The organism is Cupriavidus sp. FW305-27, assembly GCF_058787995.1.
Genome location: NZ_JBYTAG010000085.1, coordinates 1 through 17,960 on the forward strand (window position 1 = coordinate 1; position 17,960 = coordinate 17,960).

Annotated in this window: 21 protein-coding genes and 1 tRNA gene; 14 read left to right on the forward strand and 8 right to left on the reverse strand. The window is 68.0% G+C overall.

The annotated features are described in order from the left end of the window. The first annotated feature begins 195 nt into the window (after positions 1-195). The 5 genes from AC3WRI_RS29340 to AC3WRI_RS29360 all read left to right on the forward strand — a co-directional run bounded on the left by AC3WRI_RS29340 (position 196) and on the right by AC3WRI_RS29360 (position 4,535). Positions 196-2,247: a VC_2705 family sodium/solute symporter gene (locus AC3WRI_RS29340; RefSeq protein WP_010814366.1), complete on the forward strand. Its 2,052-nt coding sequence runs from the start codon at positions 196-198 to the stop codon at positions 2,245-2,247. Between the two features lie 85 nt (positions 2,248-2,332). Further along, positions 2,333-2,423 (forward strand) — tRNA-Ser (locus tag AC3WRI_RS29345). 295 nt (positions 2,424-2,718) lie between these two features. Then, complete coding sequence (locus tag AC3WRI_RS29350; RefSeq protein ID WP_492294608.1) at positions 2,719-3,240, forward strand: GNAT family N-acetyltransferase; 522 nt, start codon at positions 2,719-2,721, stop codon at positions 3,238-3,240. Positions 3,241-3,359: 119 nt separating this feature from the next. After that, positions 3,360-4,208, forward strand: a complete 849-nt coding sequence (locus tag AC3WRI_RS29355; RefSeq protein ID WP_492294610.1) for a D-amino acid aminotransferase — start codon at positions 3,360-3,362, stop codon at positions 4,206-4,208. Between the two features lie 51 nt (positions 4,209-4,259). Then, the gene (locus AC3WRI_RS29360) at positions 4,260-4,535 is read left to right on the forward strand and encodes a hypothetical protein (RefSeq protein WP_010814363.1); all 276 of its coding nucleotides are present in this window, start codon (positions 4,260-4,262) and stop codon (positions 4,533-4,535) included. 16 nt (positions 4,536-4,551) lie between these two features. Here the strand turns inward: AC3WRI_RS29360 and yfiB are convergent, their stop codons facing one another. The 3 genes from yfiB to yfiR are packed head-to-tail and all read right to left on the reverse strand — an operon-like array spanning position 4,552 to position 6,943. After that, on the reverse strand, positions 4,552-5,073 hold the full coding sequence (yfiB, locus tag AC3WRI_RS29365) for an outer membrane lipoprotein YfiB (protein WP_041687459.1): 522 nt from the start codon (positions 5,071-5,073) through the stop codon (positions 4,552-4,554). Positions 5,074-5,081: 8 nt separating this feature from the next. After that, the gene (gene dgcN / locus AC3WRI_RS29370) at positions 5,082-6,347 is read right to left on the reverse strand and encodes a diguanylate cyclase DgcN/YfiN (RefSeq protein WP_492294612.1); all 1,266 of its coding nucleotides are present in this window, start codon (positions 6,345-6,347) and stop codon (positions 5,082-5,084) included. Next, positions 6,344-6,943 carry a regulatory sequestration protein YfiR gene (gene yfiR / locus AC3WRI_RS29375; RefSeq protein ID WP_492294613.1) on the reverse strand — a complete coding sequence of 200 codons (600 nt, stop codon included), beginning with the start codon at positions 6,941-6,943 and terminating at the stop codon, positions 6,344-6,346. Before yfiR ends, dgcN begins: the two co-directional genes overlap by 4 nt. A 305-nt stretch (positions 6,944-7,248) precedes the next feature. Here yfiR and AC3WRI_RS29380 point away from each other — a divergent pair, with 305 nt between their 5' ends. The 6 genes from AC3WRI_RS29380 (at position 7,249) to AC3WRI_RS29405 (ending at position 9,686) form a co-directional block, all read left to right on the forward strand. After that, positions 7,249-7,710, forward strand: coding sequence for a CopD family protein (locus AC3WRI_RS29380; protein WP_010814359.1), 462 nt, complete (start codon positions 7,249-7,251; stop codon positions 7,708-7,710). Positions 7,711-7,774: 64 nt separating this feature from the next. Beyond that, the gene (locus AC3WRI_RS29385; protein WP_010814358.1) at positions 7,775-8,179 is read left to right on the forward strand and encodes a lysozyme inhibitor LprI family protein; all 405 of its coding nucleotides are present in this window, start codon (positions 7,775-7,777) and stop codon (positions 8,177-8,179) included. A gap of 67 nt (positions 8,180-8,246) precedes the next feature. After that, positions 8,247-8,450, forward strand: a complete 204-nt coding sequence (locus AC3WRI_RS29390) for a hypothetical protein (protein ID WP_010814357.1) — start codon at positions 8,247-8,249, stop codon at positions 8,448-8,450. Positions 8,451-8,566: 116 nt separating this feature from the next. Next, the gene (locus AC3WRI_RS29395) at positions 8,567-8,989 is read left to right on the forward strand and encodes a YXWGXW repeat-containing protein (RefSeq protein ID WP_010814356.1); all 423 of its coding nucleotides are present in this window, start codon (positions 8,567-8,569) and stop codon (positions 8,987-8,989) included. A 113-nt stretch (positions 8,990-9,102) separates the two neighbouring features. Beyond that, entirely contained in the window at positions 9,103-9,327 is a 225-nt protein-coding gene (locus AC3WRI_RS29400) for a hypothetical protein (RefSeq protein WP_010814355.1), read from the forward strand. 77 nt (positions 9,328-9,404) lie between these two features. After that, entirely contained in the window at positions 9,405-9,686 is a 282-nt protein-coding gene (locus AC3WRI_RS29405) for a hypothetical protein (protein WP_010814354.1), read from the forward strand. A gap of 55 nt (positions 9,687-9,741) precedes the next feature. Here AC3WRI_RS29405 and AC3WRI_RS29410 read toward each other — a convergent pair whose 3' ends face one another. The 4 genes from AC3WRI_RS29410 to glpK form a co-directional block, all read right to left on the reverse strand. After that, positions 9,742-10,119 carry a hypothetical protein gene (locus AC3WRI_RS29410; protein WP_010814353.1) on the reverse strand — a complete coding sequence of 126 codons (378 nt, stop codon included), beginning with the start codon at positions 10,117-10,119 and terminating at the stop codon, positions 9,742-9,744. Between the two features lie 69 nt (positions 10,120-10,188). Beyond that, a complete protein-coding gene (locus tag AC3WRI_RS29415) occupies positions 10,189-10,566 on the reverse strand; it encodes an MliC family protein (RefSeq protein WP_010814352.1) in 378 nt (125 codons plus the stop codon). A 63-nt stretch (positions 10,567-10,629) separates the two neighbouring features. Continuing rightward, a complete protein-coding gene (locus AC3WRI_RS29420; RefSeq protein ID WP_010814351.1) occupies positions 10,630-12,234 on the reverse strand; it encodes a glycerol-3-phosphate dehydrogenase/oxidase in 1,605 nt (534 codons plus the stop codon). Positions 12,235-12,273: 39 nt separating this feature from the next. Beyond that, positions 12,274-13,845: a glycerol kinase GlpK gene (gene glpK / locus AC3WRI_RS29425; RefSeq protein ID WP_058697213.1), complete on the reverse strand. Its 1,572-nt coding sequence runs from the start codon at positions 13,843-13,845 to the stop codon at positions 12,274-12,276. Positions 13,846-13,901: 56 nt separating this feature from the next. Here glpK and AC3WRI_RS29430 point away from each other — a divergent pair, with 56 nt between their 5' ends. Together AC3WRI_RS29430 and purU are read left to right on the forward strand one after the other, a co-directional pair. After that, complete coding sequence (locus AC3WRI_RS29430; RefSeq protein WP_492294615.1) at positions 13,902-14,801, forward strand: NUDIX hydrolase; 900 nt, start codon at positions 13,902-13,904, stop codon at positions 14,799-14,801. A 96-nt stretch (positions 14,802-14,897) separates the two neighbouring features. After that, positions 14,898-15,764: a formyltetrahydrofolate deformylase gene (gene purU, locus AC3WRI_RS29435; protein WP_011615699.1), complete on the forward strand. Its 867-nt coding sequence runs from the start codon at positions 14,898-14,900 to the stop codon at positions 15,762-15,764. 136 nt (positions 15,765-15,900) lie between these two features. On the opposite strand, the gene AC3WRI_RS29440 is transcribed toward purU, so the two are convergent. Then, positions 15,901-16,671, reverse strand: coding sequence for a DeoR/GlpR family DNA-binding transcription regulator (locus AC3WRI_RS29440; protein ID WP_010814347.1), 771 nt, complete (start codon positions 16,669-16,671; stop codon positions 15,901-15,903). Between the two features lie 158 nt (positions 16,672-16,829). Here AC3WRI_RS29440 and AC3WRI_RS29445 point away from each other — a divergent pair, with 158 nt between their 5' ends. Then, positions 16,830-17,960 (forward strand): ABC transporter ATP-binding protein, encoded by a 1,131-nt coding sequence (locus AC3WRI_RS29445; RefSeq protein WP_011615698.1) that lies wholly within the window; start codon positions 16,830-16,832, stop codon positions 17,958-17,960.

Genomic DNA, 17,960 nt, shown 5'->3' on the forward strand with positions numbered 1-17,960 from the left:
CTGCGGTCGCTGGCCAAGGGCGAGGAGATCACGCAGGACACCTCGACGCTGGAGAATCCGGCCATCCTGGAGCAGCTCAAGCAGGCGCAGTGATCGTCTGGCTTCGGCCCGATCGAGCCCTTGAACCCGCCGCCGCGTTCCCGCGCGCCGGCGGGTTTGTTACGATAGCCCCCCACCGACCACGGACCGTCCCCAATGCCTGAAGCCCAGTCGCGCTTTCGCCGACGGTTGCTGCTGTACTACGGCCTGTTCACGCTAGGGTTGTTCGGCTTCGTCGGCATGATGGGGCTGCTTGAAAAGTCCAATGCCGATGCGCTGTGGCTCGGCTACGTCTTCCTCTTCATCACCATCGCGATCTATGCCTGCATCGGCCTGATCTGCCGCACCTCTGACCTGAACGAGTACTACGTTGCCTCGCGGCGCGTGCCGGCGCTGTTCAACGGCATGGCGATTGCCGCCGACTGGATGAGCGCGGCGTCCTTCATCGGCCTGGCCGGCATCCTGTTTGCCTCGGGCTACGAAGGGCTGGCCTATGTGATGGGCTGGACTGGCGGCTACTGCCTGGTGGCCTTCCTGCTGGCGCCGTACCTACGCAAGTACGGCGGCTACACCATTCCCGATTTCCTCGCGGCGCGCTACGGCAACGGCAAGCCCGGCGGCAACCTGCCAGTGCGCGCGATCGCGGTGCTGGCGGCCTCGCTCTGCTCCTTCGTCTACCTGGTTGCGCAGATCCAGGGCGTGGGGCTGGTGGTGACGCGCTTTATCGGCGTGGAGTTTGCCGTCGGCATCTTCTTCGGGCTGGCCGGCATCCTGGTGTGCTCGTTCCTGGGCGGCATGCGCGCGGTCACATGGACGCAGGTGGCGCAGTACATCATGATGATCGTCGCCTTCCTGGTCACGGTATCGATGATCGCGTGGAAGCATCACCACGAAGCGTTGCCGCAGCTCAGCTACGGCACGCTGCTGTCGCAACTCGACGCGCGCGAGCAGCAACTGGAGCGCGAGCCGGCCGAGCAGGCCGTGCGCGAGTACTACCGGCAGCAGGCCATCCTGCTGCAGGAGCGCATCGCCCGGCTGCCCGATTCCTTTGCCCAGGAGCGCGACGCGCTCGACGCGCGGCTGCAGGACCTGCGCACGCGCAATGCCCCGCTGCGCGACATCAAGTCGCTGGAGCGCGAACGGCTGGAATTCCCGCGCGACCCCGCGGCGGCACAGCAGCAGTGGAACCAGCAGCGGGCAGACGCACTGGCCCGCAGCCGCCATTCGCTGTCATCGACCGAACCCTATCCCGCGGCATCGGAGCAGGAGCGCAAGACCAAGCGGCTGAATTTTGTCCTGCTGGTGTTCTGCCTGATGGTCGGCACCGCCAGCCTGCCGCACATCCTGACGCGGCTCTACACCACCCCGTCGGTCAAGGAAACGCGCAACTCCGTGGCCTGGGCCGTGTTCTTCATCGCCTTGCTGTACGTGTCCGCGCCCACGCTGGCAGCGTTGGTCAAATTCGAGTTCTTCCAGCACCTGGTGGGAACCCCCTACGCCGAATTGCCGCAGTGGGTGGTGCAATGGCGCAAGGTCGATCCACCCGTGTTCGGCATCCGCGATGTCAACGGCGACGGCATCGTGCAATGGGCCGAGATCCTGCTCCAGCCCGACATGATCGTGCTGGCCGCCCCGGAAATTGCCGGCCTGCCATACGTGATCTCCGGCCTGATCGCCGCCGGCGCCCTGGCCGCGGCGCTGTCCACCGCCGACGGCCTGTTGCTGACCATCGCCAATGCGCTCTCGCACGACGTCTTCTATCACATGGTCGACCGCCAGGCGAGCCACCAGCGGCGCGTCACCACCGCCAAGATCGTGTTGCTGGGCGTGGCGCTTTTTGCCTCCTACGTCACATCGCTGCGCCCCGGCAATATCCTCTTCCTGGTCGGCGCCGCGTTCTCGCTGGCCGCCTCCAGCTTCTTTCCGGTACTGGTCCTCGGCATCTTCTGGCGCCGCACCACCGCCGCCGGCGCAGTCGCCGGCATGGCCGCCGGGCTGGGCGTGGCGGTCTACTACATCATCGTCAACTACCCGTTCTTCACCCGCATGACCGGCATCTTCGGCAACCGCTGGTTCGGCGTCGACCCGATCGCCTCCGGCGCCTTCGGTGTGCCGGCGGGCTTCGCCGTGGCCATCATCGTCAGCCTGCTGACGCCACGCAATGCACCGGTGATCGACCGGCTGGTGAGCTACCTGCGCAAGGGGTAGGGCGGATGGGGTTGTCAAGTAAGGGGGGATACGGCGACGAGGCACTGGATTCGCCAGGCAACTCTGCTATAATCTCCGACTTCCCGGAGAGATGGATGAGTGGTTTAAGTCGCACGCCTGGAAAGCGTGTATAGGTTAACAGCCTATCGGGGGTTCGAATCCCCCTCTCTCCGCCAGAACACTATGCAAAGCAAAGCCGCCCGCCTGGGCGGCTTTTTTGTTTCCAGTCTCTGGTGGCTTCGTATGCCTGAAGGGCCCAAAGAAAAGCCCTCGGCCAGGGTAGGCGAGGGCTGAAGTAGTAGTGGGCGAGTCGCGGGATCGCCCGTGAGCGATGGTCGTATAGGACCTTGTATCGCGCATCCCTCTAAATAGAGGTGTTGCCGCAAGGCGACATGGCTATGCCAGCCATCTCGGCGCCGGATTGGCTGAGCGTGCCGATCCAGTTGTTCTGGCCATGAGAGGGCTTCCGCCATGTACCCGGTGCCCGGTATCCTCCCGGCCATGACCAAACTCACCTTCCAACTCGAAATCCGCCCCGCCTTGCCCGCAGACGCGCAAGCGGTGGAAGCCATCCTGACCGACACCTACCTCGGCACCTGGAAGCCGCAATTGACAGCCGCCGCGGCAGCTGCTTTTGAACGGCAAGGCAAGACCCGAAGCTACGTCGAAGCGCGCCTGCAAGCATTCCGCGTAGCCTGCGTGGATGGCGTGCCCGCGGCCATGGTGGATTGGGAGAACAACTTTATCTGGGCCCTGCATGTCGGGCGAACATGGCAACGCATGGGGCTGGGCGGGGCGCTGCTGGCCCATGCCGAAGGCGAGATTGCCCGCGCCGGGCATTGCGAGGCGAGGCTGGAGACGGACACATTCAACGTGCAAAGCCGCTCGTTCTACCGGCGCCATGGTTATGCCGAGATCGATTTCTATCCCGACGAAAGCTGGGACAGCGGCCTTACCACTGTGCTGCTGTCGAAAGCGCTGCCGCCAGCCTGAGCCTGCGCGCCGGCGCCGGCTTGGCACGGGTAGCCAACCTCATGCGCAAATTGCATGAACCTGTGTGCCTGCCCGTGAAAGAATCAGGCATCTATTTCGAATCTATGCCACTTGCCCCCATGTCCGAACCCATCGTCCACCTCAACGGCACCCTGACCCCTCTCTCCGAAGCCCGCATCCCCGTCCTCGACCGCGGCTTCATCTTTGGCGATGGCATCTACGAAGTCATCCCTTACTACAACGGCAAGCCATTCCGCGCGGACCAGCATCTGGCCCGCCTGCACCGCAGCCTGGAGGGCATCGGGATTCCCGATCCATACAGCGCCGGGCAGTGGCTGGAGCTGGTCGGCGAGGTGGTCGAGGCCAACGGCCTGTCGGACCAGCTGGTCTACATCCAGGTGTCGCGCGGCGTCGCCAAGCGCACGCATGCGTTTCCGAAGGAGGTCGTGCCGACGGTGCTGATCATGACCAACCCGATGGCGTTGCCGTCGGCGCAGATGCTTGAGCAGGGCGTGGCGTGCGTGACGATGGAGGACCGGCGCTGGCTGAACTGCCAGATCAAGTCGACGTCGCTGCTGGGCAACGTGCTGGCGGCGCAGCATGCGGTGGAGCACGGCGTGATCGAGGCGATCCAGTTCCGGGATGGCTGGCTGACCGAGGCGTCGGCGTCCAATGTGTGGGTGGTGCGCGATGGCCGCGTGATGGCGCCGCCCAAGGACAACCTGATCCTGGAAGGCATCCGCTACGGGTTCATGGAAGAGGTCTGTGCCGCGATGGGGATTGCGCTGGAGGCGCGCCGCATTGCGAAGGAAGAGGTGTTCGCCGCCGATGAGGTGATGCTGTCGTCGGCCAGCAAGGAGCTGCTGCCGGTGGTGACCATCGATGGCCGCGCCATCGGCAAGGGGGTGCCGGGGCCGGTCTTTGGCCGGCTTTACGCTGCGTACCAGGCTGCCAAGGCTGCGCTTTGAGCTGATTTGCGTGCGTGCTAGGATGCCTCGGGATCGATCGAGGAGTCAGCCATGGCCAAGCGTGAGCGTGGCCGGCGTGCCCTGCAGGACGAGGTGAGCCGGCGCATCCAGCAAATCTATGAAATCGGCGAGGACGGCGCCAAGGTCCGGGTGCCGGCGCCTGTGCCGCACGCGCGCGATGCGCGCGGGCGCAACTGGAATATGACGGGCTTCGGCAATGCGTCCGGCTACGAGGCCAGCATCCGCGCGGTGGTCGACAAGGTGCGCGACGAGTTCGACCTGAGCGACGCGCCGGAGAACCGCGCGCCCAATCCGTTCGGGGACTGAAGCGCCGGCCGTCGTCCTACTCGACCGATACGACGATGGCGACGCGCCGGTTCTCGCTGCGTCCGGCGGCGGTGCGGTTGTCGGCCACTGGGCGGCTCTTGCCCCGTCCGCGAACTTCGATGTTTTCCGGCGCAAAGCCGGCGCCCGCCAGCAGCCTTGCCACCGCTTCGGCGCGCCGCACTGACAGCGACTGGTTGTATTCGGCCGAGCCCGCGTCGTCGGTGTGGCCATCCACGCGCAGGCGCTCGATGCCCGCGCCCTTCAGCGCCCGCCCGAGGCGCTGCACATTGGCGGCGCGCTCAGCGTCGATCAGGTCCTCATTGAATCCGAACAGCAGCTTGTCTGACAAGCCGAGTTCCCAGCCTTCATCGGTCAGGGCGAAGCCTTCCTGCTTCAGCACCGCGACCTGGGCCGGAGACAGCCCGGTGGCGGGCGGCGCGGTCTGGCAGCCGGCCAGCGACAGCCCCGCCAGCACGACGGCGGCGAGCCAGAGTTTCCACAGGGACTTCCAGCAGGGCGGGGTCAGGCGTTCGGGCATGCGGGTTCTCATTGCGTGACGTCCAGGCGCGGCTCGGCGCTTTGCCAGGTGCCGCCGGAGCGCCGCTTGGCGCCGTACATGGCGGCGTCGGCCGCGTGCAGCAGCGCCTGGCTGCCTTGCGCGTGGACAGGGAAGACGGCCAGGCCGATGCTGAGCGACGCCTGCACCGTGCTGCCGTCGGGCAGGTCGATCGGGGCGGACATCGCCTGCAGGATATGCTCGGCGATATGGATGGCGTCGCGCGGCGCGCGCAGCGCTGCGGCCAGCACGGCGAATTCGTCGCCGCCGATGCGTGCCACGGTGTCGCCGGCGCGCAGGCTGGCGCGGATGCGCTGGGCCACGGCCACCAGCACGGCATCGCCGGCGGCATGGCCGTGGCGGTCGTTGATGTTCTTGAAATCGTCACTGTCCAGGTACAGCACGGCCGCGTATTCGTCGTTGGCAGCGGCATGGCGCACGGCGTGCTCCAGCGCTTCGACGAAGGCGGCGCGGTTGAGCAGGCCGGTCAGCGCATCGTGGTTGGCGCGGTGGGCGAGCGAGCGGTTCTCGTGCTGCATCTGGTTCTGCCAGGTCTGCAGTTCGTCCAGCAGGCCGTTGAAATCTTCGCTGAGGGCATTGAGTTCCGCGATGCTGGCCGGCGGCGTGCGCTGCGCGAAATCGCGCTTGGAACGCACCGCGTGCGCCACGCGCATCAGGTTGCGCAGCGGCTCGACGATCTGCACCAGCAGCCGGCTGGCCAGGTAGTGGGCGCCGACGGCGGTCAGCAGCAGGCAGCCAAGCAGGCCGAGCGCGCCGCGCAGCAGGAAATGCAGCAGGTTGCGGGGATCGCCACTGACGCGCAGCATGCCGACCTGTTGCGTCTGGTGCAGGATCGGTTGTTCCACGACCCCCATGCTCAGCCACTCGCTCAGCACGTGGCGCAAGCCGGTCAGTGGCGCCTGGCCGGGGCGCTGCCATTCGGCCAGCACGTGGTTGCCGTGGTCGTAGACGGTGGCGCGCGCGATGTCCTCGGACGCGGCGATGGCCGCCAGTGTCTCGCTGGTGGCCGCCTGGTCGCGGAATACGACCGGCGCCTCCAGGGTGTAGGCGATCGAGCGGGCCACCAGCCGCACGTTGTGGTCGGCATAGACGCGCAGTGCGGTCAGGCCGAGGGCGGTCAGCGATACCCCGGCAGTAAATACCGCGATCAGCGCCACGCCCAGGTGGATTCGGCGCAGCACGCTGTAGAGGGTGGGGCGGGCGCCGTTGCCGCGCGCCGGCTGGTGGGCGCTCATGACGGCGCTCCCTTGCGGCGGCCCAGCTGCAGCACGCCGGGGTGCACGTGCACGCCGCTGCGGGCGAGCGTGTCGAGGTTGACGCGGAACGAAACCTGCTGGTCGCGGATGTTCAGGCAGAACATGCTGCCGACCTCGCACTCGAAGTCTTCCTCGGCGATCACCAGCACAGGGCGGCCGGTCAGCTCGCCCGACAGCCGCTTGCGGCGGGCTTCGTTCATGGCGCCGATGTAGAGGGCATCGCAGGCCGGATACAGCATGTCGGCCAGCACGTCGACCTGGCGCGCGCGCACCGGGCGGCCGTTGGCGAGCGTGCCGCCTTCCATCAGCCGCGCGGAGTAGCGGCTGGTGCTGTCCACGCACAGCCGCACCGGGTCGCGCTCAACCGGCCAGCGTGCATACCCCAGCAGGCTGAAGACCACGCGCGCGACCAGGTCGGTGCGCTGCGGCGCGGGCTGCGCCGTCACCGCCGGCGGCAGCATGGCCGGCAGCACCGCCAGCGTCACGGCGAGCAGGGCCGGCAGGGCGCGGCGCAGCAGCGGTGGACGTCGGGTGGAATCGGCACTGGGAAGGGCGCTGGCTGGGGCAGGAGCCATGGTCTGGGAAAGGAGGTTCGGTACGGCCTGTATGGATGGTGGGCTGGCCGCAGCCGCGGTTATTGTCCGGGGGCGGGTTCCGGGCGGTCAAGCGTCCGGCACGGGCGGAATCCGCCCCGGAACCCGCTTGTGCGGGCATGCTTGCGTGGGGCCCGTTTGCGACGCGGCGTGATACGGAATGTTTAACGGTTTTGGGTCGTTTTCCTGAAGTCACGCGGGAACGCGCGCAGCGCTTCGCCGTGGCGGGCACAACACTTAGAATGGGTCCATCGTCCCCAACGCGCGCCTCGCCGCCGCATGCCGCCATGATTGCCGACCCGCTTTTCCGCTTCCTGCACGTTGCCGGCGTTGCCGTCTGGGTGGGCGGCATGTTCTTCGCCTACCTGTGCCTGCGGCCGGTGGCCGGCACCGTGCTGGAACCGCCGCCGCGGCTGCGGCTCTGGCGCGGCGTGTTTGCCCGCTTCTTCCCGTGGGTATGGGCGGCGGTGATCGCGATCCTGCTGAGCGGTGCGGCGATGATGGCGGCAGTGGGCATGTCCGCTGCCCCACGCAACTGGCACCTGATGATGGGCGTCGGCCTCGTCATGACGGTGATTTTCTGCTACGTGTGGTTTGGGCCGTATCGCGTGCTGGGCCGGGCCGTGGATGCCCAGGACTGGCCGGCCGCCGGTGCCGCGCTGAACCGCATCCGGCAGGCGGTGGGGACCAACCTGGTGCTCGGGCTGGTCAATATCGCCGTGGCCACGCTGGGGCGCTGGCTGGCCTGAGCGGCCCGATGCCCCGGCATGGCCCTGAATCGTCGCGTCACCACCTGGCAATGGGAGAGCCGTTATGCGCGTCATCGCATGTCTTGCCGTCCTTGGCCTTGCAATGGCGGGCGCACCGGCCCGCGCCGAGCAAGGCAATGGCCTGAGCGCTGAATATGAACGCTGCATGGCCAAGGCCATCTCGACTGCCGACATCCTCGGCTGCGCTGCGGTCGAAACACGGGTCCAGGACGTGGCGCTGAACAGCGCCTATCAAGGCTTGCTGCGGCGGCTGGAAGCGCCGCGCACCGGCCAGTTGCGGGTGGCGCAGCGTGCCTGGCTGGAATTCCGCCAGGCCAATTGCGCCTATGTGGCCAATCCGGCCGGCGGCACGGCCGCGCGCGTGGCCGGAGCGACCTGCATGGCCCGCATGAGCGCCGCGCGGGTGCGCGAATTGCGTGACTTCGCCACCGAGGCCGCCGCCCGGTGAGCGGGCGAGCCATGTGCTAGAGTTCCCAGACACCTGTGCTGCGGCACGTCTCACCAGGAGATGGATCATGGCAAGTGAATCGCGGAACAACCTGAAGGCCTTTGTGCAAACGGCGCCCCAGGCGGGGCGCTATGTGTGGGTCATCGCGCTGGTGGACTTCGGCGCGCAGCAGATCCGACGCGCCATCGTCTCGGACGACACCTTCACCACCTCGGATGCCGCGCGGGTAGCGGGCGAGGCCCAGCTCAAGGCGATGGCCGAAGACCACTAGGCTGGGCCAGTGTTGCGCGCCGGCATCTTTGTGATCAACGGATACCGTTTCTTACATTGCGCCGGGATCGGTGCGCGCTAGACTGTGGGCATGTTCCTCCACAAGAAAGGACTCCCATGACACATCGCGCGCTCCGGCCGGCCAAGGTCCTCCTGCTGGCGGCCCTGCTGGGTTCCGGCCTGACGTTCAGTGCGGCGTCGATGGCCCAGGTGTCGGTCAATATTGCCATCGGCGTACCACCGCCGGCCCCGATCTACGAGGTCGTGCCCGCACCGCGCTCCGGCTATGTCTGGATGCCGGGCTACTGGGACTGGGATGATCACCACCACAAGCACGCCTGGAAGAAGGGGCGCTGGGAACGTGAACGCCCCGGCTATATCTATGAGTCGCCGCGCTGGATCCAGTCGCGCGACGGCTGGGTGCTGGTGCCGGGTCGCTGGGACCAGGGCGGGTACAAGGACAAGGGGCAGAAGGATAAGGGCCACAAGGACAAGGGCTATCACTGCCCACCCGGCCACGCCAAGAAGGGCGAGTGCTGAGGTGCCGGCCACCGGGCGCAGCACGGTGACGCCGGGTGGCCTTGCCATGCTACGATCGCCGCCATGACAACCGCGCCCACGCGGCACATCGGCGGCGGATACCGGAGGTAGCAATGGCAAAGCACGTTTTCACGCGCGCGCAGTATCTCGACATCCTCAATGACAGCCTGCGCAAGCATCCCGGCTGGCAGCCCGGCATGGCCTTTGTGTTTCTGCCGCCTGGCGCCGATGCCAGCCAGGCCACGGCCGTGGGCTGCACCGGGCCGATGGAGGCCATTCCTGTCTATGCGGAAATCCAGCGGGTGGCTGCCGAACTGATCGAAGTCGGCAACGAATAGCGGCGCCGGTCGCGTTGCGGCCGGTGGGTGCCGCGAGTGCGTACAATACCGGCCTCTACAGACTTTCGGATAATGCCGTGAAGAAAACGGACCTGGAAAAAAACAAGGGCCTGAAGATCGCCAACAGCCTGAAGCAGGCTTCGGCGGGCCGGGGTATTCCCGGCGGCGCTGCGCGCCCGGACCGGCGCGAACAGCGCCGGCTGGACCAGGAGCAAGGTCTGGTGCCCTTTGCGTGCAAGCTGGACGGCACGCTGGTCAAGCGCCTGCAAGCGCTTGCCGTGGATCACCCGGGTGGCATGACCGGGCTGCTCAATGAGCTGCTGGCGGGCGCGTTGCCGCCGGAGCAGGGCCAGAGCTGAAATATGGTGGCCGCGCCCGCGGCCACCTGCCTGACCCCATCAGGTCGCGAGCGGGTCAGTCCTCTTCTTCGTCAAGGAATTCGCGGCGCAGCATCCAGTTGGCGATGGCTTCGTCGCAGATGCGCTTGAATTTCTGCTTGTCCGGCATCTTGTCGAACAGCTGGAAATTGACCAGCGCCATGCCGGCATCGGTGATATAGAACATCCGGCTCGGATCGTCTTCATGGACGATGCGGCCATCGATGGCGTCTTCCTCGCTTTCCGCCGGCATGTCTTCTAGCTCGACCACGCGGCAGGTGAAGCGCGGGCTGCGGGTATGGGTCAGATACTCGAACTCGTCGTGCATGACCTCGCCGCCTTTGCCTGCGATAACGGCGAAGCCCCAGATAAAGCGGGGCATCGGCAGATCGGACAGATCTTCAATCTCGTCCATGGTGTTCTCCCTGATTCAATCCCCGCATTATCGCCCGGAACGCCGCCACCTCAAACGTTGATGTGGCGCTTAGGGCTTTGCCTGGCAGTTGGCCAGCGCCGGCGCGGCGTTTTCGGCCTGCATCAGGTCGCGCAGCGTGCCTTCCTCGCCCTTGGTCCACCATTCGTAGCGGCCGCCGACATAGCGCGCGCCGGAGGCCGACACGGTGCTGACCGCCAGCACGGGCTTGCCATCGATGCGGAACACCGCCGCCTGGTTGTCCGGACTGTTGAAATAGCGCACGGAAAGCGTCTTGCCGCCGTCGCACTGGTAGCGCACGGCGCGCACGTCCGGGAAGCGCACGCCGTCGATGCCGGGCGCACGGGCGGCGTGTGCCGCGGCGCATGCGCCGAGGGTTGCGAGCAGGGCCACGGCGCGGGCGCAGGACAGGATCGGGCGAGTGGTCATGGCTTTGCCTTGGTCGATGGGTGGATTGTCAGCCAGTTGAGAGGGGCGGCGCCGGCGTCCGGGTCAGCCGAGCATGTAGCCGGCGGCGAGCGTGCGGAAACTCTCGATTTCGCGCGCCTGCCAGGCCTCGTCCTCGCCGAGTTCCTCGGCCAGGATAGCGGCCACGGCCGGCGCGGCGTCCACGGCGGCGCGCGCGTCCAGGAACAGCGCGCGGTTGCGGCGGGCCAGCACGTCCTCGACCCGGCGCGCCAGTTCGTGCCGGGCCGCAAAGCGCACGTGCGCTTCGGTCAGGCCTGACGCCGGTGCCAGCATGCGGTCATATCCGGGCAGCGCGCGCAGCAGGTCCAGCTCATTGCCGTAGTAGCGGTCCGGCGAGCCTGAATCCGGCGGCGGCAGCCCGGCCGGCAGCCCCGCCGCGCCGTGCAGGGGCAGCTCGGCGGTCACGCACGGGGCCGCGCGCACCATCTGGCGCTGGATCGCGGTCTCGATCACGTCTTCAGCCATCTTGCGGTAAGTGGTCCACTTGCCGCCGGTGACGGTGATCAGCCCGGCCTTGGACACCAGGATCGTATGCTCGCGCGACAGCGACGCGGTAGAGGCCTCGCCGGTGGCCCGCACCAGCGGCCGCAGGCCGGCCCAGACACTGGTGACGTCGGCGCGGGTCGGGTCCCTGGCGAGGTAGCGCGACGCGGTTTCCAGGATGAAGTCGACGTCGTCGGCGCCGGCGTCTGGTTCCAGCGGCAGGTCGCGGCGCGGGGTGTCGGTGGTGCCGACGATGGTGTGGCCGTTCCAGGGCACCACGAACAGCACCCGGCCGTCGTCGGTCTTGGGGATCAGGATGGCGCGCTCGCCCGGCAGGAAGCTGCGCGGCAGCGTCAGGTGCACGCCCTGGCTGGGCGCGACCATGGCGCGCGCGTGGCCGTCTTCCATCTGCCGGATCGCATCGACCCACACGCCGGTGGCGTTGATCACGCAGTCGGCGCGCAGGTGGAAGGTGGCGTCGCCCAGCACATCCTGCACGGTCACGCCGCTGATCACGCCGCCTTGCTGGCTCAGGCCCGTCACGCGCATGTAGTTGAGCGCGGTGCCGCCCACGTCGAACAGCGTGCGCATCAGCGCCACCGCCAGCCGCGCATCGTCGAACTGGCCGTCGAAATACAGATTGCCGCCGCGCAGCGGACGCCCGCCGACGTGCTCGGCCAGGTTGGGCGCCGCGGCCAGCACCTCGCGGTGGTTCAGCCAGCGGCTGCCGGCCAGGTTGAGGTCGCCGGCCAGCATGTCGTAGACCTTGAGGCCGATGCCGTAGAAGGGCTGGTCGAACAGCTGGTAGGCCGGCACCACGAATCCCAGCGGCCACACCAGGTGCGGCGCGTTGCGCGCCAGCAGGCCGCGCTCGTGCAGGGCCTCGCGCACCAGGCTGATATTGCCCTGGGCCAGGTAGCGCACGCCGCCATGCACCAGCTTGGTGGCCTTGCTGGAGGTGCCCTTGGCAAAATCCGCGGCTTCGACCAGCAGCGTGCGGTAGCCGCGCGAGGCGGCGTCGACTGCGGTGCCCAGGCCGGTGGCGCCGCCGCCGATGACGATCACATCCCAGCGCGGCTCGCGCTCCAGGGTGGCGAGCAGGGCGGCGCGGTCGGGGGGCTGGATCGGGGTGGAGACTCTCTGCATGACGCTTTTCTTGGGGGTGTGTTCGGGGTGGGCCGGCGCTCAGGCGTGGCTGCCGCTGGCTTCGTCCTCGCGCGCCCAGTCGCGCGCGCGGTCGACTGCGCGATGCCAGCGCGCCAGCCGGTGGCCGCGCGCGTCAGCCGACAGGTTCGGCTCAAAGCGCCGCTCCACCTGCCATTGCTGCGCGATCTCCGCCGGATCGCTCCAGTAACCGGTGGCCAGTCCCGCCAGGTAGGCGGCGCCCAGCGCGGTGGTTTCGGTCACGCGCGGGCGGACCACCGGGGTGCCGAGCAGGTCGGCCTGCATCTGCATCAGCAGGTCGCTGCGCGAGGCGCCACCGTCCACGCGCAGTTCGGCCAGCGAGATGCCGGCATCCTTCTGCATGGCTTCCAGCACGTCGACGCTCTGCAGCGCGATCGATTCCAGCGCCGCGCGCGCGATCTGCGGCCGGCCGGTGCCGCGCGTCATGCCAACCAGCGTGCCGCGTGCAAACGGGTCCCAGTGCGGCGCGCCCAGGCCGGCAAAGGCGGGTACCAGCACCACGCCGCCGGTGTCGTCGCACTGGCGCGCCAGCGGCTCGACCTCGGGAGCGCTATTGATGATCTTGAGGCCGTCGCGCAGCCACTGGATGGTGGCGCCGCCCATGAACACGCCGCCTTCCAGGCAATATTGCGTCTGGCCGCGGATCTGCCAGCCGATCGTGGTCAGCAGCCGGTTGTGCGACGTGACCGGCTGCGAGCCGGTATTCATCAGCAGGAAGCAGCCGGTGCCGTAGGTGTTCTTGGCCATGCCCGGCGACAGGCAGGCCTGGCCGAAGGTGGCGGCCTGCTGGTCGCCGGCGATGCCGGCAATGGGGATCTGCATGCCGAACAGCCGCGCCGAGGTGCGCGCCACCTCGCCGCTGGACGCCACCACCTCGGGCAGCAGCGCGTGCGGGATGTCCAGCAGCGCCAGCAGCGCATCGTCCCACTCGAAGTTGTGGATATTGAACAGCATGGTGCGCGAGGCATTTGACACATCGGTGACATGGCGCGCGCCGTCGGTCAACTGCCAGATCAGCCAGCTGTCGACGGTGCCGAAGGCCAGCTCGCCGCGCTGGGCGCGTTCGCGCGCGCCTTCGATGTTGTCGAGCATCCAGCGCAGCTTGGTGCCGGAGAAGTAGGCATCGATGATCAGGCCGGTCTTGTCGCGGAACAGCTCGCCGTGGCCGGCGGCCTGCAGCGCCTCGCACATGGGCGCGGTGCGGCGGTCCTGCCAGACCAGCGCGCGCCCGACCGGCTCGCCGGTCTTGCGGTCCCACAGCACAGTGGTCTCGCGCTGGTTGGTGATGCCGATGGCGCGCACCTGCGCGGCCGAGATGCCGGCATCGGACAGCACCGCGTGCGCCACCGCCAGCTGCGATTGCCAGATCTCGTAGGGGTCGTGCTCGACATGGCCGGGATGTGGGTAATATTGGCGGAACTCGCGCTGCGCGAGCCGCACCACATTGCCGGCATGGTCGAACAGGATGGCCCGCGAGCTGCTGGTGCCCTGGTCGAGCGCCAGCACATATTGCGGCTCGGTGGGAAGCTGGGACGATGCAGGGCGCTGGGCCTGCGCGGCTGGCTGGTTCATGCGTTCAATCCTGACAATGACAAAGCACGCCGGCCCGGCCGGCGCATGGATTCCTGATGGCTGAAACGTCTTCCTTGCCGCCCGCGGACGCCGCAGGCAACTTCGCCGCCGATCCCGCCGCGCAGATCGCCGCCTCGCTGGCGGCGCGCAGCGGCTTCGACGCCGCCGCCAAGCTGCGCCTGATGGCGGCAGGCCAGCAGGTTGGCTGGCTGCCGCGTGCCCATGCGGCAATCTTGCGCGGTATGGGCGCCATCCTCGGCCCGGACGAGCGCCTGGCCGATGGCACCACGGCGGCAGAACTGCTGCCCGGGCGCAATGACTTCGACGCGCGCAGCGCCGCGCTGCAGGCGCTGGCCCGCCAGCTGGCCGATGCCGGCCATGTGCGCGGCTGGCGTGACGAACTGTTCGCGGTCACCCCTGCGCAGGACGCGCCCGCACTTGCCGTGGTGGAGCGCGCGGCGGCGCGCTTTCTCGGGCTGCTGACCTTTGCCTCGCACATGAACGGCATTGTGGATGGCGATGTCGACGGCGGTCCCGCCCTGTGGATCTCGCGGCGCAGCCCGGCCAAGTCGGTCGACCCCGGCATGTGGGACAACCTGGTCGCCGGCGGCATGCCGCACGGCAGCGATCCGCTGGCGACGCTGGTGCGCGAATGCGAGGAAGAATCCGGCATCCCGCCCGCGCTGGCGCAGGGCGCGCAGGCCCACGGCATGATCGAGGTGCTGCGCGACCTGCCCGAAGGCGTACAGTGGGAGCAGGTCTACGTCTACGACCTGCTGCTGCCGCCCGGCTTCACGCCGCGCAACCGGGATGGCGAGGTCAGCGAGCACCGGCGCGTCGATGTGGCCGCATTGCTTGCTATCATGTCGGCCGGCGCCATGACGGTTGATGCGACACTGGTGACGCTGGATGCCCTTGGGCGGCGCGGCTGGCTCGGTCCTGACCATCGCGCCTGAGCCGTCGCCGCGGGTTCCGCCTGTGCCGGTCTTGCCGACCGCGCTGACCTGATTTTTCCGGCCTTGCGCCGCGCCACTCCGACAGAACAACACACCATGAGCAACACCGGATTCATCCTGACCCTCTCGTGCCCCGACCAGCCGGGCATCGTCCATGCCGTCTCGGGCCTGCTGTTCCAGCACGGCTGCAATATCGTCGATTCCGACCAGTACGGTGACGAGTACGCCGGCCGCTTCTTCATGCGCGTGCATTTCACGCCGGCCGCCGGCGGCCCGGACCTGGACACGCTGAAGGCCGCGTTCGCGCCGGTGGGCGACCAGTTCAGCATGCAGTGGGAGCTGAACGACGCCGCGGTCAAGCCGCGCGTGATGATCATGGTGTCCAAGATCGGCCACTGCCTGAACGACCTGCTGTTCCGCGCCAAGGTGGGCGGCCTGCCGGTCGAGATCGCGGCCATCGTCTCGAACCACCGCGACTTCTACCAGCTGGCGGCATCGTATGACGTGCCGTTCTTCCACCTGCCGCTGATGAACGCCTCGGCCGAGCAGAAGGCAGCGCAGGAAGCGCGCGTGTTCGACGTGGTGCAGGAGCAGAAGATCGACCTGGTGGTGCTGGCGCGCTACATGCAGGTGCTGTCCGATGACCTGTGCCGCAAGCTGGCCGGCCGCGCGATCAATATCCACCACTCGTTCCTGCCCAGCTTCAAGGGCGCCAAGCCGTACTACCAGGCGCATGAGCGCGGCGTGAAGCTGATCGGCGCGACCGCACACTACGTCACCGCCGACCTGGACGAAGGCCCGATCATCGAGCAGGAGATCGAGCGCGTGGACCACAGCATGGACCCGGAGCAACTGACCGCCGTCGGCCGCGACGTGGAATGCGTGGCACTGGCGCGCGCGGTCAAGTGGCATGCCGAACACCGTATCCTGCTGAACGGCCACAAGACCGTGGTGTTCAAGTAATTCTCTGCCCGACCCTAGGTGTTCTCCCCTCTCCCGCTTGCGGGAGAGGGGCCGGGGGAGAGGGCTGGCCTGTCGCAAGAGCGAGGCGCCGGGCATCACCGCCAGCAAGGCAGCCTCAAGCCGGTCCCCGGCGCGCTCACTCCCGCTCCGCCACCACACACTTCACCCCACTGTCGGCCACGATCTGGTCGAACGGCGCTGCCAGCGGCTCGTCGGTAAAGAGCCGGTCGACCTGCGACACATGCGCCAGCTCCACCATCGCCTGGCGATTGAACTTGCTGGCGTCCGCCGCCAGCCACACCTCGCGTGAATGCTCGATGATGGTCCGCGCCACCTTGACCTCGCGGAAATCATAGTCGCGCAGCGTGCCGTCGGTCTCGATGCCCGAGATGCCGATCAGCCCGATATCCACCTTGAACTGGCGGATGAACTCCACCGTGGCCTCGCCCACGATGCCGCGGTCGCGTGAGCGCAGCACGCCGCCGGCGACGATGACCTCGCAATCGGGGTTGTCGGCAAGGATATTGGCCACGTTCAGGTTGTTGGTGATCACGCGCAGCCCGCGGTGGTGCATCAGTTCGCGCGCTATCTCTTCCACCGTGGTGCCGATGTTCAGGATCAGCGAGCAGCCCTCGGGCACCGCAGCGGCCACCGCGCGCGCGATGCGCGCCTTGCCCTCGGCGTTGAGCACCTGCCGCTGCCGGTAGGCGATGTTCTCGGTGGTGGAGCCCTCCACCCGCACCCCGCCATGGAAGCGCGCCAGCATGCCGTTCCCGGCCAGCAGGTTGACATCGCGGCGCACCGTCTGGAGCGTGACGCCGAATTTGCGCGCAAGTTCGTCGATGGAGGCAAAGCCCTGGGTGCGGACTTCTTCGAGCAGGGCCGTCTGGCGGGGATTCAGGGTCATGCCGGGATTCTAGTTCAAACAGAAACGAAAACAAATGATGCAGTGCACTATTGTTTTACGTTCGTTTTGTTGCTAAAACGAACGTCAAGCCAAGACTTTTGTGCCTGCATCGCGCGCCAAAGCTGTGCTGCGGGAAGCATATCGAACATGGAGACCGGATGCAGCTACGTTTGGAAGGCGTCGCACAGCAGGCAGGTTCGCAGGCGTATCTCTTTCCGATGACGCTCGCGCCGGTTCCGGGCGCGGTGACCATCCTGCTGGGCGCGACGCAGGCGGGCAAGACCTCGCTGATGCGGCTGATGGCCGGGCTGGACCGGCCCAGCGCCGGCCGCGTGCTGGTCGACGGCCATGACGTGACCGGCATGCCGGTGCGCGAGCGCAATGTATCGATGGTCTACCAGCAGTTCATCAACTACCCGTCGCTCAAGGTTTTCGACAACATCGCCTCGCCGCTGCGGCTGCTGCGCAAGGCGCCGGCCGCAGAGATTGCCGCGCGCGTGCGCGAGCTGGCCGGGCGGCTGCATATCGACCACCTGCTGGACCGCTATCCGTCCGAGCTCTCCGGCGGGCAGCAGCAGCGCGTGGCACTGGCGCGTGCGCTGGCCAAGGAGGCGCCGCTGATGCTGCTGGACGAGCCGCTGGTCAACCTTGACTACAAGCTGCGCGAAGAACTGCGCGAGGAACTGGCGCAGCTGTTCGCGCATGGCGACGCCACCGTGGTCTATGCCACCACCGAGCCCGGCGAAGCGCTGCTGCTGGGCGGCCATACCGCGGTGCTGGACGCCGGCGAACTGCTGCAGTACGGCCCCACGCCCCAGGTCTTCCACTACCCCGATTCGCTGCGCGTGGCGCGCGCTTTCAACGATCCGCCGATGAACCTGGTCGAGGGCCGGCTGCAGGGCGGCCGGGTCACGCTGGCCGGCGACATCTCAGTGCCGGTGCCCGGCGCGGGCGGGCACGACGGCCCGGTCACGGTGGGGGTACGCGCGTCGGCATTGCGCCTGGCCGGTGAGCCGGGCGCGGTGGCGGTGCCGGGGCGCGTGGCGCTGGCCGAGCTGTCCGGCTCGGACACCTTCGTCCACGCCGATACCCCGGTGGGCAACCTGGTGGCGCAGTTCGCCGGCGTGCTCGACCTGGCGCTGGGCGAGCCCGTGTCACTGCACCTGCTGCCCGAGCAGATCTATCTGTTCGACGCCGACGGGCGCCGCATCCATGCGCCGCGCCGGCCGGGCGGGCTGGCGGCGGACGTGCCCGGCGGCGCGGCCGCAGCTGCCGGGGCAGGGGCCTGA